Genomic DNA, 18,613 nt, shown 5'->3' with positions numbered 1-18,613 from the left:
TTTATAAAAAAGGCACCTATTAATGAACAAACATGATAAAGGCTAATCTTGAACTGCTAACTTCTGCTTTACAACAGCAAAAGCTTCTTTTAAATCGGCTTTTAAATCTTCAATATTTTCTATACCAACAGAAAGACGGATAAGATCTTTTGTAACTCCTGTACTTTCTTGTGCTTCATCACTTAGCTGTTGATGTGTTGTACTTGCAGGATGTATAATCAATGATTTTGTATCACCAATATTAGCCAGTAAGGAAAATAGTTTTGTTGTATCTGCAATTGTTTTTGCAGCCTCATAACCTCCTTCAACACCAAAAGTTACAACACCACTTTGTCCTTTTGGCAAGTACTTCTTGGCAAGATTTCTATACTTACTGGTTTCTAGTCCTGGATAATTTACCCAATTAACTTCTGGTTGCTCTTGTAACCATTTTGCAAGTTCTAAAGCATTTTCACTATGCTTTTGAATACGTAACTCTAAAGTCTCTAGACCTTGAATAATTTGAAAGGCGTTAAACGGACTTAAAGCTCCTCCATAATCTCTTAAGCCTTCAATTCTAATTTTTGCAATAAATGCTGCTGGTCCTATAGCTTCGCTATAAACTAATCCGTGATAACCCGCTGAAGGTTCCGTAAACTCAGGGAATTTTCCATTGGCCCAATCAAAAGTACCTGCATCAATTATAACACCTCCAAGCGACGTTCCATTACCGTTGATATACTTTGTTAATGAATGAATAACAATGTTTGCTCCATATTCAATTGGGTTAAGCAAAGAAGGGGTAGCAACAGTATTATCTACTATTAAAGGCACTTTGTGCGCTTTTGCTTTATTAGAAATCGCTTCAATATCTAAAACATCGAGCTTAGGGTTTCCTAATGATTCAATAAAGAAAGCTCTAGTGTTTTCTTGAGCTGCTTTTTGAAAATTCTCTGGGTCGGATGGATCTACAAACGTTGTGGTAATACCATGTCTTGGTAAGGTAACACTCAATAAATTATAGGTTCCTCCATACAAACTATTAGAAGCAACGATATGATCTCCTGCTCTTAAAAGTGTTAAGAGCGTTGTAGAGATTGCGGCTGTTCCAGAAGCTGTTGCTACTGCTGCAATACCTCCTTCTAAAGCTGCTAATCGTTGTTCTAAGATGTCGTTTGTTGGATTGTTTAGCCTTGTGTAAATAAATCCTGGTACCGAAAGATTAAATCGTCCTGCGGCATCATCCGAATCATCGAAAACGTAAGATGTAGTTTGATAAATAGGAACAGCTCTTGTTCCTCCTGTTTGACTAACGTCGTGTCCTGCGTGCAACGCTTTTGTTGCAAATTTTTGTGTACTCATTTTTCTAAGTTTTTGAGTTAAAATAAATTAAACCAAAAGCCAAATAAGCCTCGTTAGAAGCGTACTTAATAGAAAAATGTTAAAAAGAAAATGCTAATTACAAATGAGTAATTAGTCTTGAGTTATCTATCCGAAGTTGCAAAAAATGACTTGCTTCTTCAAGTAGAATTTAGCACCTTCTTAGTAAGTCTAAGGGTTGCTAAGGCTTCGTTGGGTCTATCCCTCCACCTTTCTTGATAACATTTCAGTAAGTGTTTGAACTTTGTGAGCACAAATATTGCAACACAAAAATTTAATATCCAAACTTTTTACCTTTTTTTTGATTTTTTTGTGAATTCTTAAAAATCAGGCAGAGTTTTTTGCTAAATACTTAGCCTTAATAATTTCACCCACTGGCTTATTCTCAATTTTACTCTCTAACCACGAAATAATATCCAAGTACAAAAATGCTCTACGTTCGTATGGATGGTCTTCATAAGTTTTTAGCGTTTTATGAAGTTCTTTAAAGGCATTTTTAAGATCGTGAGGGTAAATATCTTGAAGTCCTCTAATGAATTTTATCATTTCCTTTTGCACCTCATGAAGGTCATTCATCTTTATTAGAAATTTATAAGTACTTCTCAATAGTGTTTCTAAGTGATAGTCTAAACCTGCTTCATAATGGGCAACAAGGTTTAATACTCTAGAGAAACAAAGCAAATCCTCTCGCATGGATAAGGATTTATTAGAAATTATCTTATCCAAGTATTTTATACACGCTTTATTATTGCCTGCTCCAAAATGTAAACTGGCAAATTTGTAATAAAATATCATTTTGTGATGTGGATCAATTCGGTCATTAAATTGAACAAGGTTCTTTTCAATACTTGGAATCAGTTCTAAACCTTCCTCAAAACTACCATCAATAAAATGTTGATTAATGCTATGAAAATTGGTATATAAGAAAACGAGCGTGGATACATTTTCGTCTTTTATAAATTTCGAATTGTTTACGGCAGCTTTAAAATCTTCAAGTTTTTTTACAAATTTTGATTTATTGCTAATAAAGAACAATGACTCTAAGAGGTAATTATTCCCTTTTAAAAAGAAAACAGGATTAAGGTTAATCATGCTTGGATTTTGGTAAAATAAATCAACCCATTTTGAAGCATATTTATAGCAATTCAAAAAATCTTGCATCAAAAAACTATACCATAAATGTGCTTTGTATAACCAAAGTTTCTCTCTAAAACCGACTTTTTTAAGGTTAAATTCAGGCAGTCTATCGTTAAAATATTTAGTCACCTTTAGGCTCTCTTCTTCATTTTTTACATAGCCTGTTTTTAGAATAGTGCTATACAATTGAAGAGATAAATTAGACAGCTTGCTCGCTATTACATTTTGAGAACTCAGATCTTTGGCTTGTAAGGCCAACTCATCTGCTCTTGAGCTAATGCTTCGTGTAATATATTGAGATTCAATGATTTTTTCGAGTTCTACGATTTCAAAAGCTATATTTTTTTCTTCATTGGCAATGGCAAGTTCCTTTGCTTTATCTAATATTTTTAGACTCTGTTTATATAAGCCTTTGTGATATAAAATTGAAGCAAAATCAAGCTGTTCTCGTATTTGCGAACGTATATTTTGGTGTGACGGATTTAGTTTAAGGCTAATTAAAATTTGCTTGTACAAATGTGCTTTAACATTGGCTAACTGTTGTTTTTTAACAATGTTACTTTTTATAATTGCGGCTTCGTTATAAACTTTTGCCTTATCCAAAAGGTTGAATAAATTCAAAAATTTAGAATCAGAATTCACACCTAAACGACCAACGTACAACTTAAACTGTCGCTTTTCAGATTTAGTTAAAGACTTAACTAACGAAAATAAATTATCTTTTTGGTCTTTAGTTGTCAATTGAAATTGATTTTATAATACTGATTAACAGACTATTAATATCTTATTTTGCTTTTGAACATCGTAAAATGAAATGAACCATAAAAGCCTTAATGAAATTCAAAATATAAATTCGTAAGACAATACTATAAATATATTTTGATATATGTCAAATAACAATATACAAATCTTCGACACAACCCTTCGCGATGGAGAACAAGTTCCAGGTTGTAAGCTAAACACGGAACAGAAGGTCGTCATTGCAGAGCAGTTAGACCAATTGGGTGTAGATGTCATTGAAGCTGGTTTTCCCGTCTCTAGTCCAGGTGATTTTAAATCGGTTGAGGCAATTTCAAAAATTGTAAAAAACGCTACAGTATGTGGTCTTACAAGATCAGTAGAAAATGACATTAAAGTTGCAGCTGAAGCATTAAAGTATGCTGCAAAACCTAGAATTCACACAGGAATTGGAACTTCAGAATCGCATATCGTTCATAAATTTAAAACAACACAAGAAGATATTTTAGAACGTGCTTATGCTGCTGTAAAATATGCCAAGTCTTTTGTTGAAGATGTTGAGTTTTATGCTGAAGATGCTGGTAGGACAGACAACGAATATCTAGCTAGAGTGTGCGAAGCTGCTATTAAAGCTGGTGCTACTGTGTTGAATATTCCTGACACAACAGGTTATTGTTTACCAAGTGAATATGGTGCTAAAATCAAATACCTAAAAGAGAATGTAAAAGGTATTGAAAAGGCCATTTTATCATGTCATTGTCATAACGATTTAGGTTTGGCAACAGCCAATTCAATTGAAGGCGTAATTAACGGTGCACGTCAAATTGAATGTACAATAAATGGAATTGGTGAGCGTGCTGGTAACACTGCTTTAGAAGAAGTAGTGATGGTACTAAAGCAACATCCTTACTTAAAATTAGACACCAATATTAACACCTCAATGCTGTACGGAATGAGTCAATTGGTTAGTGATAGTATGGGAATTTATACCCAACCAAACAAAGCCATTGTTGGAGCCAATGCTTTTGCACATAGTTCTGGTATTCATCAAGATGGTGTAATAAAAAACCGTGAAACTTATGAAATCATAGACCCTAAAGATGTTGGAGTCACTGAATCTGCAATTGTATTAACTGCAAGAAGCGGAAGAGCTGCTTTAGCTTATAGAGCTAAAAATGTGGGTTATGAATTAACGAAACTTCAGCTAGATGAAGTGTATGCTAACTTTTTAAGCTTTGCAGACCGTAAGAAAGAAATCAATGATAGCGATATTCATCAAATTATTGAGACGAGTAAGATTTATAATCAAATAATTTCAGCATAAATGTCAAAGAAAACACTATTCGACAAGGTCTGGGATTCGCATGTGGTCAGTAGTATAGAAAACGGTCCGCAGATACTATATATTGATAAACATTTAATACACGAAGTAACAAGTCCACAGGCTTTCAATGAATTGGAAGAACGTGGAATTCCTGTTTTTAGGCCTAATCAAATTTTGGCCACAGCAGATCATAATACACCAACATTAAATCAAGATCAACCCGTTAGAGATGCATTATCTAGACAACAACTAGAGCAGTTATCTAAGAATTGTAAGAAGAATAATATTACATTATATGAGCTAGGACATAAGTATAATGGAATTGTGCATGTAATGGCTCCAGAGTTGGGTGTGACGCAACCAGGCATGACCATGGTCTGTGGCGATAGTCATACCTCAACACATGGTGCCTTCGGAGCCATTGCATTTGGTATAGGTACAAGCCAAGTTGCACAGGTGTTTGCAAGTCAATGCTTGTTGCTTAAAAAACCGAAAAGCCTTAGAGTTTCGGTTAATGGAAAATTAAAGAATGGCGTCTTACCAAAGGATGTCATTCTTTATATCATTTCAAAACTAGGCACCAATTCTGGTACAGGATATTTCTGCGAATATGCCGGAAATGTTTTTGAAGAGATGAGTATGGAAGGTCGTATGACCGTCTGTAATATGAGTATTGAAATGGGTGCACGTGGAGGCATGATTGCACCAGATGAAACAACTTTTGAATATGTAAAAGGAAGAGAATTTGCACCAAAAGGTGAAGATTTTGAAAAGAAAGTAGCCTATTGGAAAACCTTGCCAACAGATGAAGGAGCACAATTTGATAAAGAATATCATTTTGATGCTGAAGACATTGAGCCAATGATTACTTATGGAACCAATCCTGGAATGGGAATTAAAATTTCTGAAAATATTCCGGTTGATGAAAATCCGTCTTTCAAAAAATCATTAGCCTATATGAATTTTGAAGCTGGTGAAAGTTTAATTAATAAACCTATCAATTTTGTGTTTATAGGAAGTTGTACCAATTCTAGAATTGAAGACTTTAGAGTTGCAGCAAATTTTATAAAAGGTAAGAAAAAAGCTGATAATGTTACAGCTTGGTTGGTACCAGGCAGTAAACAAGTAGAAGCTCAGATTATTGAAGAAGGTTTAAAGACTGTTTTTGACGAAGCTGGTTTTGAATTGCGTCAACCAGGCTGTTCTGCATGTTTAGCGATGAATGATGATAAAATTCCGCAAGGAGAATATTGCGTATCTACATCAAACAGAAATTTTGAAGGACGACAAGGACAAGGCTCTAGAACCATTTTAGCAAGTCCATTAGTTGCAGCTGCCACTGCAGTAGAAGGAAAAATTATAGATATTACAAAACATTTAAATTAATGGAAAAGTTTACAACATTAAAATCAAGAGCCATTCCATTAAGTATTGAGAATGTAGATACAGACCAGATTATACCTGCGCGTTTTCTTAAGGCCACAGATAGAAATGGATTTGGAGATAACGTATTTAGAGATTGGAGATATCATAAAGACGGAACGGTAAATACCGATTTTGTACTTAATGATTCAAAATATTCTGGGAGCATTTTAGTTGCTGGAGATAATTTTGGTTGTGGGTCGAGTAGAGAGCATGCCGCTTGGGCAATTACAGATTATGGATTTAAAGTGGTTGTGTCTAGTTTTTTTGCTGATATTTTTAAAGGAAATGCATTGAATAATGGCTTATTGCCAGTTCAGGTTTCAAAAGAATTTTTAAGTGACTTACTTCAGCAAATTGAGTCCAATCCACAGACGGAATTAGAAGTTAACCTCGAAAAACAAACGATTTTAATTAAAGATACAAATCAATCTGAAGATTTTGAAATAGACGCCTATAAAAAGACATGCATGATAAATGGATATGACGATATTGATTATCTTGTAAATAATAAAGAATTAATTGAAGCCTACGAAAATTCAATGGCTTAGTACAATTAGCTTATTAAAGAAAAAAATGAAAAAAATAATTCTTTTATGCTTTTTATAAATGTTTTTAGGCATTCCAACAAGTTTAATAGCTCAAAATACTATTGAGTGGTCCAAAGACAGACCATTAAGCTGGGCGGATTTTAAAGCTACACCAAACACAGAAATATATGCTTTTGCTCTAACTACCTACGATATTGAGATACAACCTAGTGATATTTCTGTAGACGAGGATAATAATATTCAAAATTATGAAGACTTAAAAGTAGTAGCTAACTTTTATACTAATCTTTCTTGGGTATTTAAAGAAAGTGATGATTTACTTTCACACGAACAATTACATTTTGACATTGCGGCACTTTATGCTCTTAAAATGCAAATTGAGTTCGAAAAATTAAAAAAGCAAAAAGTTAAGAACTTTGATTCTTACTCAGAGATATATAGTAGTTTATGGGCTGAATGCAGGAAAATACAGAATGTCTATGATGAAGAGACCAGTCATGGTCAGCGGATTGAAGAGAACAATAATTGGATTAATAAAATTACCCAAGAAATTGAAAGCTTAGAATAAAATAAATTAATAATTAATAAAAAAGTAGGGAGTCACTCCTGCTTTCGTAAAAATTTATGAAATTAAACATCGCAGTATTGCCAGGAGATGGCATTGGTCCAGAGGTAACAAATCAAGCTGTAAAAGCACTAAAAGCTATTGCTTCAGAATTTGATCATAACTTTAAGTTTGTTTATGCAGACGTTGGTGCTGTTGCCATTGACAAACAGAATAATCCGTTGCCAGATGAAACATTAGACTTGTGCAAAACTAGCGATGCTATATTGTTTGGTTCTATAGGTCATCCAAAATATGACAATGATCCATCAGCAAAAGTACGTCCAGAACAAGGTTTACTCAAATTGAGAAAAGAGCTTGGTTTGTTTGCAAACATCAGACCTGTTAAGGCTTATGAAACGCTATTGGATAAATCTCCTTTAAAAAAGAATATCATTCAAGGCACTGACATTAGTATTTATCGTGAGTTAACTGGCGGGATTTATTTCGGAGAAAAAAGTTTAAGTGAAGACGGAAATGTGGCTTCGGATTTGTGTGAGTACTCACGTGAAGAAATTGAACGTATTGCACATTTAGCATTTAAGTCTGCACAATCTCGAAAACATAAAGTAACTTTGGTAGATAAAGCCAATGTTTTAGAAAGTTCAAGGCTTTGGAGGAGAGTTGTTACCGAAGTTGCTAAACAATACAAAGATGTTACATTAGACTTCTTATTTGTAGATAATGCTGCTATGCAAATGATATTAAACCCAAAACAATTTGATGTTATATTAACCGAAAATATGTTTGGAGATATTATTAGTGATGAAGCTAGTGTGATTGGAGGTTCTATAGGTTTGTTAGCTTCCGCATCTGTTGGAGATAAATATGCTATGTTTGAGCCTATTCATGGATCTTATCCACAAGCTACAGGAAAAGGTATTGCCAATCCTATCGCTTCCATTTTATCAGCTGCAATGTTGCTAGTGCATTTTGGTTTACATACCGAAGCCGAATTGATAAAAATTGGTGTAGAAAAATCATTGAAATTAAATATTTCTACTCCAGATATAAATACAAAATACGATAACATAACCACAAGTAAAGTTGGTGATTTCATTGAGGATTTTATTAATAATCCAAAAGACACCAACATGAATTTTACCAATATCCATTTAGGACAATCTACAATTATATAATAGATGCCCACACAGCCAAAACTTACACGATTTAATCAAAATGTACTTTCAAAGTACCAGATTTACAATAGCATATTTATGACTTTACCGTTTGATGCTATTACAAAAACTGGCGCTCTATTACCGTTGTTTCACGAAACATGTCAAAAGGGATTTGCCAATCAAGAAGATCCTACAACTATAGTAAATACGTTTTTCAAAAAGTATCAAGCAAGACGCACTCCAGAAAGTCAAATTAACCTTCTTTTTAGGTTTATTCAATATATCGAAAGACAAGTCGTATTATTTGATGCTATTGAAGATGCTGCTTTTCCGATAGTAAATAATATGGATGGTATCGGAACATTAAGAAGCTTAAAAGAATCCGTTACTGCCGAAAACAAGTTAGAAACGCTTCAAAAATATCTTGAAGAATTTAAAGTTAGAATTGTTTTAACAGCACATCCAACCCAGTTTTATCCTGGCTCAGTTTTAGGAATTATTACAGATTTAACCGAAGCCATCCGGGAAAATGATTTGTTAAGAATCAATGATTTGTTGGCGCAATTAGGAAAAACTCCCTTTTTTAAACACAAAAAACCTTCGCCATTTGATGAAGCTGTGAGTTTAATATGGTATTTAGAAAATGTGTTTTATAAATCTTTCGGAACCATTTACGATTACATTCAACAAAACATTTTCGATGGTAAACAGATAGATAACGATATTATAAACATTGGTTTTTGGCCAGGTGGTGACAGAGATGGAAACCCATTTGTAACGCCAGAAATTACATTGAATGTAGCAAATCGATTACGCGAAACTATCATAAAGAATTATTATCGCGACGTGAGAAGGCTAAAGCGAAAACTTTCCTTTCAAGGTGTGGAAGATCGTGTCAATACCTTAGAGAAAGAGCTTTATAAAATTATTACCAACAAAAAATCTAGCTTAACTTTAGATTATTTTACTTCAGAGTTAAAAGAGGTTAAAGACATCATTATTAAAAAGCATCAGTCATTATACTTATCTGAGGTTAATAGTCTTCTAAATAAAATCCATTTATTTGGGTTTCATTTTGCCAACTTAGATATACGTCAGGATAGCAGAAAACATGCACAATTCTTCAATGATATGGTAGATGCTTTAATTAAAAGCGGAAGTGCTATTTTTCCAAAAAATTATCACGATTTATCTGAGAAGGAACAAATTAAAATCCTATCAAAAATTAAAGGAGAGGTTGATTTATCTTTAATAAAAGATGAAGAAACCTTGAAAGCATTAAATACCATGAAAGCCATTAAAACCATACAGGAAACAAATGGTGAGAAGGCCGCAAACCGTTACATAATAAGTAATAACCAAACGACATTAAATGTTATGCAGCTGTTTGCAATGCTAAAGTTGGTGGCATTTCAAGATAAATTAACTGTAGATATTGGACCTCTTTTTGAAACGATTACAGATTTAAAAAATGCACCAGCCGTAATGGAGGAGTTATATACCAATCCAGATTACGCAAAGCATTTAAAATCTCGTGGTAACAAACAAACCATTATGCTTGGTTTTAGCGATGGCACCAAAGATGGTGGTTACCTAATGGCAAATTGGGCTATTTATAAAGCTAAAGAAGCATTGACAACTGTTTCCAGAAAATATGGTATTAAAGTTATTTTCTTTGATGGTCGTGGTGGACCTCCAGCTAGAGGTGGTGGAAAAACACACAATTTTTATGCATCATTAGGTCCAACTATTGAAGACGAAGAAGTGCAATTAACAATTCAAGGACAAACCATTAGTTCTAATTTCGGAACATTAGAATCTTCACAATATAACCTAGAGCAGCTTATAAGTTCTGGGATTTATAATAGCATTAGTGATAAGGATCTAAGCATGACTGATGAAAACAGAGTTGTTATGACAGATTTGGCAGAACGAAGCTATAAAGCCTATTCAGATTTTAAAGCACATCCTAAGTTTATACCATATTTAGAGCATATGAGTACACTTAAGTATTATGCTAAAACAAATATTGGAAGTCGTCCATCTAAACGTGGAAAATCTGAAGGTTTGGTTTTTGAAGATTTAAGAGCAATCCCTTTTGTAGGCTCTTGGAGCCAATTAAAACAAAACGTGCCTGGCTTTTTTGGAGTTGGCACTGCCTTGAAGCATTATGAAGATTCAGGGGAATTTGAAAAAGTCCAAACGCTGTTTAAAACGTCAGACTTCTTTAAAACGTTAATTGAAAATAGTATGATGTCATTGTCAAAATCGTTCTTTGATTTAACAAGATATATGGCAGAAGATGCTGAATATGGTGAGTTTTGGAAAATAATATACAATGAATACGAAACTACAAAACGCTTAATTTTAAAGCTTACAGGATATAAGGAATTAATGCAAGAAGAACCAGCTGGTAAAGCTTCTATTGCTGTAAGGGAATCTATCGTTTTACCTTTATTGACCATACAACAATATGCTTTAAAGAAAATTCAAGAACTTGAAAAAGCTGGAGCAAAACCAAACGATGAGCAGATGAAAGTTTTTGCAAATATGGTAACACGTTCTTTATTCGGAAATATAAATGCGAGTCGTAATTCGGCTTAATTATATTTATATATATATAAAGACCTTTCAGGCTTAAAAACCTGAAAGGTCTTTTTTAAAATAAAAAAGTCTGTTCAAGTTTTAGTAGTTGAACACGCTTTCTTAAAATAAAAAACCCTCTAAACAAATGTCCAGAGGGTTTTCACTAACAACTAATTATAAACAATTTATTTCAAAATTTATTAATGTTCATTTAGTCTAAAATCTGGATAAGCATCCATACCATGCTCGTGCGCATCAAGACCTTCTAATTCTTCACGCTCAGAAACTCTGATACCTACCGTTTTCTTCATTATAAATATGATTAGGAATGAAGATACAATACATATTGCTGCATAAGATGCAACTCCAATAAGTTGACTTAAAAATTGTGATACGCTAGCAAGAGCTCCAAAAAGACCTACCGCTAATGTTCCCCAAATACCACAAACCAAGTGTACTGCTATTGCACCTACAGGATCGTCTAACTTTAGCTTATCAATTAACGAAACGGCAAACACAATGATTGCACCTGCAACTGCACCAATAATTATAGCATCTGTTGGACTCATTTGGTCTGCACCAGCAGTAATACCAACAAGACCACCTAAGATACCATTAAGAAACATTGTTAAATCTAAATTTTTATATCGTAGGGTAGAAACTAGGGCAGCCACAACACCTCCTGCAGCTGCAGCTAAACATGTTGTTACTAAAGTAAGCGATGTTAATCCTGGATCAGCTGATAACACTGAGCCGCCATTAAAACCAAACCAACCTAACCAAAGGATAATTACACCAGCTGTTGCTAATGGAATGTTGTGACCTGGTATAGCTTGTAACTTACCATCTTTAAACTTACCAATTCTAGAGCCTAACAAGCATACAGCAACTAAAGCAGCCCAGCCTCCTACGGAGTGAACTAGTGTAGAACCAGCAAAATCATAAAAAGGAGTGTCCATTTGGTCTAAAAATCCACCACCCCATTTCCATGAACCAGCTAATGGGTATATAATTCCAACATATAATACTGTAAAAACCATAAAAGGTCCAATTTTCATACGTTCAGCAACTGCACCAGAAACTATTGTTGCTGCTGTTGCGGCAAACATTCCTTGAAATAAGAAATCTGTCCAATACGTATAGCCTTCATTATAAGCTAAGTCTAATGTGCCAGCATCAGTAAGTGGCGAATCTAAACCGAAACCTGCAAATCCTAAAAATCCATTAAATTCACCAGGATACATAAGGTTAAACCCTACTAAACAATAAAGTAGTAGTCCAACTGTAATAATAAATATGTTTTTAAATAAAATATTTATTGTGTTTTTTTGACGTGTTAATCCGATTTCTAAAAATGCAAAACCTAAATGCATAAAGAAAACGAGTGCTGTACAGATCATCATCCATACATTATTTGTAGTTAATAGTTCCATGTGTTTTATTTTAAAGTTTGTCCTCCTTTTTCTCCTGTTCGTATTCTGTAAACTTCCTCGATGTTAGAAACAAAGATTTTACCATCCCCAACCTCTCCAGTAGAAGCAGATTCTAAAATGGCTTTAATAGTTACCTCTTCAAAGTCATCATTTACGACAATGGATAAGTAGCGTCTTTGTATATCACTTGTGCTATACGAAACACCTCTATATACATGACCTTCTTTTTCATTACCAAGTCCGGTAACATCCCAATAAGAGAAGAAATTAACACCCACTTCATGCAGGGCATTTTTTACGGTAGAAAATTTAGATTTTCTAATTATTGCTTCAACTTTTTTCATTGTATTTATATTAGTTAGAATTTGTATACTGCTGCAACGAGGAAAGAGGCTAAGCTTTTTGTTGGCTCTAGGTCGTTGTCAAAATAAAAATCATCAGACCAGCTGTCCAGTCTTACTTCTGGTATAATTGTTAAGTCATCTACCGTGTAGTTAGCGGATAGTGTTGCTGCTATAACATTGTCATCGTCAAATCCATCGTAATGGAAACCAAAATATTCAGCTCTTAATCCTAATGCTAAACTTTCTGATAAAGTATATTGAGGGTATAATGCAGCTCCATAAAAACCGCTGCCATCTGTATCATTATAGGTTGCGTTTATTCCTAAGAAGAAATCATCCGCTAAGTCTGTACCACCTGTATAATCAACCTGCATGGTTGGATCACTGTTTCCTGTTTGGTTACCATAAACAAAATTTAAATATTGATCTTTATACCCTAATTGAGCACCAAGAGTATAACTTCCATCTAGATTAACCTCAGTAAAGTCAGTACTGTTCATTATGGCAAGCATTAGCGAAAAATCATCCGATAAAGCTATATCAGCTTTTAAACCCGAATGCGAAAATGGGCCATTTGAAAACATGTAAGAGGTACTGTAATTAAAATTACCCACTGGCGAAATAACTTCATACCCTAAAAATGTATTAAAGTTACCCAAGGTTAATGTCACAGTTTCACTAACATTATAATACACATATAGTTGGTTGACAATACTGCTTTGCCCCATAGATAAGAATACAGCATCTTCTCCCCTAGGTCCAAACACTAAGTCTGCAACAAATCCTACTTTGTCACCTTCATAGGACGCAATAACATTTGCCATACCAAAGCTAAAACCACTTCTATTTGCAAAAGATGTTCCTGGATTTAAGAAAAAAGTTTCACCATCTTCTTCAAAGGCTTCATTTGGTCCGGTTAAATTTGATCTAAAGTAAGCATCAACACTTCCTGAAATTGTGAATTTTTTTTCAGAAACCTCTTCAGCTTCTTGCGCGGTTAAAACTATTGTCATTAGCAATAGTGATAAAGTAAAAATTTTTCTCATAAAAAACTATATTTAATTAGTTAAGGTTGAGTCAAATCTATACAAAGTTTATTTATACCCCTAAAATAAATAGGGTTGTTGTGTTATTTTTATCAATATTTGATTTTAAACCCTATTATTTTTAGGGTTAAATCATTTTTTTAACGTTTTTTGATAAATTGATAATTTAAAAAATCAATATTTTTCAATTATTTTTACTTTTTTATGAAAATAATTTTGATAAAAGCGATTTTTGAAAACGATTTCGTAATAATTTGTGTTTATTATTGAAAATAATATTGTTGTACATTTTGCAATTTTAACCCTTATAATTGCCGAATTTTCAAATAGAATGTTCATTATTGTTGATATGTGAAAAGTTATTGCGCTTTTTTTTTAATCAAATTCTTAGGTATATATTAGAGGTGTAACGAGGCCTAAAAAAGCCTTTAAAATACTTGGAATTATGCTGAAGAAACAAGGACTTTATTTACCAGAATTTGAACACGATAATTGTGGTGCTGGTTTTATTTGTAGCTTAACCGGAAAACGTTCTAATGACATTATTCATAAAGCGTTAGAAATTTTAGTAAAATTAGAACATCGTGGTGCAGTAAGTGCAGATGGTGTCACTGGTGATGGCGCTGGAATTTTAATTGATATACCTCACAAATTCTTTAAAATCTTTTGCGACTTTGAGTTGCCTGAAGCTGGCGAATATGCAGTAAGCAATGTCTTCTTACCACGCAAAGAAAATCAACGCCAGTTTTGTATAGACGTTTTTGAAAAAGAAATTGAAACACAAGGTCTAAAACTTATTGGCTGGAGAGATGTTCCTGTAAACTCAGAAATTTTGGGAGAGATTGCAAAAATTACCGAGCCTTTTGTAAAACAAATCTTTATTGGTAAATCTGATGAAAACCAAACAGAACGCGAGTTTAACCTTAAGCTATTTGCAGCACGTAAAATCGCAGAACACACTATATATAATTCCAAACTATCAGAATCAAAATTCTTTTACCTTCCAAGTTTATCTACTAAAATCATCATTTATAAAGGTCTGCTAAAACCAGAACATATTAACGAGTATTATCTCGATTTGTTCAATTCAGCATTAGATACACGTTTGGCATTAGTGCATCAACGTTTTTCAACCAACACTTTTCCAACTTGGGATTTAGCTCAACCGTTTAGATACATTTGCCACAATGGAGAGATTAATACCTTAAGAGGTAATGTATCTCGAATGTTTTCGCGCGAAGAAATCATGAAAAGTGATGCCTTTGGAGATGACATCAAAAAGATTTTACCAACCATCTTAAGAGGAAAATCGGATTCTGCAACATTGGATATGGTCGTAGAATTATTATTAATGACAGGTCGTTCACTTCCTGAAGCCATGATGATGCTCGTGCCAGAAGCTTGGGAGAAAAACCCAAATATGTCTGATGCCAAAAAAGCCTTCTACGAGTACAACTCTTGCTTAATGGAACCTTGGGATGGTCCTGCTTCTATTCCTTTTACAGATGGCAACTATATTGGTGCCGTTTTAGACAGAAATGGTCTGCGTCCATCGCGCTATACTGTTACTAAAAATGGTAATGTTATTATGTCTTCAGAAACTGGTGTTGTAGATATTAAACCAGAAAATGTAGAATATCACGGTCGTTTAGAGCCAGGAAAAATGTTCTTGGTAAATATGAATGAAGGACGCATTGTTAATGATGAGGAAATTAAAGAAGAAATCGCTTCAAAACATCCATACAGACAATGGCTGAATGATAACCTAGTACACCTTCGTGATATTTCGGCAAAAAAAGGACCTATTAAATATGATGAAATAGAGCTCAAAAAACGTGAAATAATTTTTGGCTATACACAAGAGGATATCAATACCATTATTCGTCCTATGGCACAATTGGGTAAAGAGCCTATTGGATCTATGGGAAGCGATACACCAATTGCAATATTGTCCGAGAGACCACAGTTGGTTTACAACTATTTTAAGCAATTGTTTGCACAGGTAACCAATCCTCCATTAGATGGTATTCGAGAGGAATTAATCACAGATATTAGCTTGACACTTGGTAGCGATGTTAACCTTTTTGACATAAATCCGGAACACTGCAAAAAGCTTAAAATTCAAAATCCGGTGATTTCAAAACACGATTTAGATAAAATTAGAAACTACGATGCCAATCCAGATTTTAAAGTAGAATCTATTTCTATGTTATATGAAGTCAACAGAGGTTTAAACGAACTTGAAGTGGCTTTAGAAAACCTGGTCAATAAAGCTTCAAAAGCTATAGACGAAGGTGCAAACATTATTATACTTTCTGACAGGTATGTTGATGAAAACCATGCACCAATTCCAGCATTATTAGCATGTTCTTATTTAAATCATGCGTTGCACAAACTAAAAAAACGTTCTCAAATCAGTTTAATAATTGAATCCGCAGAACCACGCGAAGTGCATCATTTTGCACTACTGTTTGGTTATGGTGCAAGTGCTGTGAATCCATATATTGTAAACGAAATTGTTCAGAAACAAATCAACAACAAAGACGTTACCGATTTAGAGTATCTCGCAGCCATTAAAAATTACAACAAAGCCATTGGAAAAGGGATTCTAAAAGTGATGAACAAAATTGGGATTTCAACACTTAACTCCTATCGTGGCTCACAATTATTTGAGTGTATTGGTATCAATACTGCAACTGTGGATAAATACTTTCCAAATACACCAACACGAATCCAGGGTATTGGCTTACGCGAAATAGAACAGGAAATTGTAAAGCGTCACAAAAAAGCGTTTCAACAAAATGATACCGATTTAGATATAGAAATTGGTGGCGATTACAGATGGAGACGTGGACAGGAAAAACACATGTTTAATCCCCTAACTGTGGCAAAGCTTCAGGAATCTGTAAGAACCAACAAAGCATCTACATTTAAGGAATATTCAGAGTTGGTAAATAACCAATCTAAGAACTTAATGACTATTAGAGGCTTGTTTGAATTTGATCAATTTGACCCAATTCCATTAGAAGAAGTTGAGCCTTGGACCGAGATTGTAAAACGTTTTAAAACCGGAGCGATGTCTTATGGTTCTATTAGTAAAGAAGCGCATGAAAATTTAGCAGTTGCCATGAACCGAATTGGAGGAAAATCCAACTCAGGTGAAGGTGGAGAAGATCAGGAACGTTTCTATAAAAGCTCGCAAGGAGATTGGCGAAATTCCGCTATAAAACAAGTGGCTTCGGGTCGTTTTGGCGTAACCTCTAATTATTTGACTAGCGCTAATGAAATTCAAATTAAAATCGCGCAAGGTGCAAAACCAGGTGAAGGAGGCCAGTTACCAGGACCAAAAGTTAATCCTGAAATTGCCAAAACAAGAAATTCAACACCTTACGTCGGTTTAATTTCTCCACCACCTCATCACGATATTTATTCCATTGAAGATTTATCACAGTTAATCTACGATGTAAAATCAGCTAACCGAGAAGCACGTATTAATGTCAAATTAGTATCTGAAGTTGGTGTAGGAACCGTTGCTGCTGGTGTTGCAAAAGCAAAAGCCGATGTGGTTTTAATTTCTGGTTTTGATGGTGGTACAGGTGCTTCACCTCTAACATCATTAAAACATGCTGGTTTGCCATGGGAATTAGGGATTGCTGAAGCACAGCAAACCTTAGTGATGAACAACTTAAGAAACCGTATTGTTTTAGAATGCGATGGCCAATTAAAAACTGGTAGAGATGTCGCTATAGCGTGTTTGCTTGGTGCAGAAGAATTTGGTTTTGCCACGGCTCCACTGGTAGCTTCGGGCTGTATTATGATGCGCGTTTGCCACCTCAACACCTGTCCTGTTGGTATTGCTACCCAAAATCCAGAACTTCGTAAAAAGTTTAAAGGTAAGCCAGAGCATGTTGTCAATTACATGTACTTTGTGGCACAAGAATTACGAGAAATCATGGCAAAACTTGGCTTCAGGACCGTAAATGAAATGGTTGGCCAAGTTCAAAAATTAAACAGAAATAAAGCGATTGAGCATTACAAAGCGTCAGGAATAGACCTAACACCAATTCTTCACAAAGTAGAAGTTTCCAAAGATGTTAAGCTTTACAATACAGATAAACAAGACCATAATCTTGAAACGCATCTTGATTTCAAAATTATAAAGCAAGCGCATCAAGCATTATTCCGAAGACAGAAAACCAATTTAGAATTGCCAATTACCAATATCGATCGTGCAGTTGGTGCCATTGTAAGCAACGAAATTTCAAAAATTTATGGAGCTCAAGGCTTGCCAGATGATACCATAAATATAGATTTTAATGGTTCCGCAGGTCAGAGTTTTGGTGCATTTACCACAAGAGGTGTGAGCATGACCGTTCATGGCAATACTAACGATTACCTTGGAAAAGGCTTATCTGGTGGAAAATTAACTATCAAAGTTCCTGCTAATTGTACTATTGTTCCGGAGGACAATATCATAACTGGAAACGTCACCTTATATGGTGCCACAGCTGGTGAAGTTTATATCAATGGAAAAGCAGGCGAACGTTTCTGCGTAAGAAACTCAGGCGCAAAAGCCGTTGTAGAAGGTATCGGAGATCATGGTTGTGAGTATATGACAGGTGGTGTTGCTGTAATTCTAGGTGCTGTTGGAAGAAATTTTGGAGCAGGAATGAGCGGAGGAGTTGCCTATGTTTTGGACACAGATGGGACGTTTGAACAAAACTGTAATGGTGAAGATTTGAATATTGATCCTGTAGAAAACATAGCAGATCAAGTACAGCTGGAACAACTTATAGAAAATCACTTTATAGCAACAGGAAGTCCGTTGGCAAGACGACTTTTAGATGACTGGAAAAATAACCTTCCAAAATTCAAAAAAGTGCTACCAGAAGAATACAGACAAGCTTTGATAAGGCTAGAACAAGAACAATTACAAACCGCGTAGATT

The 18,613-nt window shown here is 34.4% G+C and carries 12 protein-coding genes and 1 riboswitch; of the genes, 7 read left to right on the top strand and 5 right to left on the bottom strand.

The genetic code is table 11. The features are described 5' to 3' along the window. Nucleotides 1-42 precede the first annotated feature (42 nt). Both ACFFGA_RS03130 and ACFFGA_RS03125 read right to left on the bottom strand, forming a co-directional pair. The gene (locus ACFFGA_RS03130; RefSeq protein WP_386059513.1) at nt 43-1,341 is read right to left on the bottom strand and encodes an O-acetylhomoserine aminocarboxypropyltransferase/cysteine synthase family protein; all 1,299 of its coding nucleotides are present in this window, start codon (nt 1,339-1,341) and stop codon (nt 43-45) included. Between the two features lie 119 nt (nt 1,342-1,460). Continuing rightward, a riboswitch (SAM riboswitch) is annotated at nt 1,461-1,584 on the bottom strand. A gap of 102 nt (nt 1,585-1,686) precedes the next feature. After that, nucleotides 1,687-3,237 (bottom strand): hypothetical protein, encoded by a 1,551-nt coding sequence (locus tag ACFFGA_RS03125; RefSeq protein WP_386059510.1) that lies wholly within the window; start codon nt 3,235-3,237, stop codon nt 1,687-1,689. Nucleotides 3,238-3,382: 145 nt separating this feature from the next. On the opposite strand from ACFFGA_RS03125, the gene ACFFGA_RS03120 reads away from it, so the two are divergent. From ACFFGA_RS03120 to ACFFGA_RS03095, 6 genes are read left to right on the top strand one after another with little or no spacing between them, the layout of a single operon-like run. Continuing rightward, the gene (locus tag ACFFGA_RS03120; RefSeq protein ID WP_386059508.1) at nt 3,383-4,558 is read left to right on the top strand and encodes a 2-isopropylmalate synthase; all 1,176 of its coding nucleotides are present in this window, start codon (nt 3,383-3,385) and stop codon (nt 4,556-4,558) included. Next, a complete protein-coding gene (gene leuC, locus ACFFGA_RS03115) occupies nt 4,559-5,944 on the top strand; it encodes a 3-isopropylmalate dehydratase large subunit (protein ID WP_386059506.1) in 1,386 nt (461 codons plus the stop codon). Continuing rightward, nucleotides 5,944-6,531 carry a 3-isopropylmalate dehydratase small subunit gene (leuD, locus tag ACFFGA_RS03110; RefSeq protein WP_386059503.1) on the top strand — a complete coding sequence of 196 codons (588 nt, stop codon included), beginning with the start codon at nt 5,944-5,946 and terminating at the stop codon, nt 6,529-6,531. Before leuC ends, leuD begins: the two co-directional genes overlap by 1 nt. A gap of 58 nt (nt 6,532-6,589) precedes the next feature. After that, nucleotides 6,590-7,099 carry a hypothetical protein gene (locus tag ACFFGA_RS03105; protein WP_386059500.1) on the top strand — a complete coding sequence of 170 codons (510 nt, stop codon included), beginning with the start codon at nt 6,590-6,592 and terminating at the stop codon, nt 7,097-7,099. Nucleotides 7,100-7,155: 56 nt separating this feature from the next. Then, the gene (gene leuB / locus ACFFGA_RS03100; RefSeq protein ID WP_386059498.1) at nt 7,156-8,274 is read left to right on the top strand and encodes a 3-isopropylmalate dehydrogenase; all 1,119 of its coding nucleotides are present in this window, start codon (nt 7,156-7,158) and stop codon (nt 8,272-8,274) included. 3 nt (nt 8,275-8,277) lie between these two features. Continuing rightward, nucleotides 8,278-10,860, top strand: a complete 2,583-nt coding sequence (locus ACFFGA_RS03095) for a phosphoenolpyruvate carboxylase (RefSeq protein WP_386059495.1) — start codon at nt 8,278-8,280, stop codon at nt 10,858-10,860. A gap of 182 nt (nt 10,861-11,042) precedes the next feature. Here ACFFGA_RS03095 and ACFFGA_RS03090 read toward each other — a convergent pair whose 3' ends face one another. Genes ACFFGA_RS03090 through ACFFGA_RS03080 form a run of 3 tightly spaced genes read right to left on the bottom strand, consistent with a single transcriptional unit; the run spans nt 11,043 to nt 13,665 of the window. After that, nucleotides 11,043-12,275 (bottom strand): ammonium transporter, encoded by a 1,233-nt coding sequence (locus ACFFGA_RS03090; RefSeq protein WP_386059492.1) that lies wholly within the window; start codon nt 12,273-12,275, stop codon nt 11,043-11,045. 5 nt (nt 12,276-12,280) lie between these two features. Continuing rightward, on the bottom strand, nt 12,281-12,619 hold the full coding sequence (locus tag ACFFGA_RS03085; protein ID WP_386059489.1) for a P-II family nitrogen regulator: 339 nt from the start codon (nt 12,617-12,619) through the stop codon (nt 12,281-12,283). A gap of 14 nt (nt 12,620-12,633) precedes the next feature. Then, nucleotides 12,634-13,665, bottom strand: coding sequence for a porin (locus ACFFGA_RS03080; protein WP_386059486.1), 1,032 nt, complete (start codon nt 13,663-13,665; stop codon nt 12,634-12,636). A 445-nt stretch (nt 13,666-14,110) separates the two neighbouring features. Between ACFFGA_RS03080 and gltB the strand changes: the two genes are divergently transcribed. Beyond that, nucleotides 14,111-18,610, top strand: a complete 4,500-nt coding sequence (gene gltB / locus ACFFGA_RS03075) for a glutamate synthase large subunit (protein ID WP_386059483.1) — start codon at nt 14,111-14,113, stop codon at nt 18,608-18,610. Nucleotides 18,611-18,613 lie beyond the last annotated feature (3 nt).

Source organism: Winogradskyella pulchriflava (genome assembly GCF_042434315.1).
Taxonomy (GTDB): Bacteria; Bacteroidota; Bacteroidia; order Flavobacteriales; family Flavobacteriaceae; genus Winogradskyella; species Winogradskyella pulchriflava.
The sequence above is the reverse complement of the archived record's forward strand: the minus strand, read 5'-3'. Positions and strand labels throughout refer to the sequence as shown.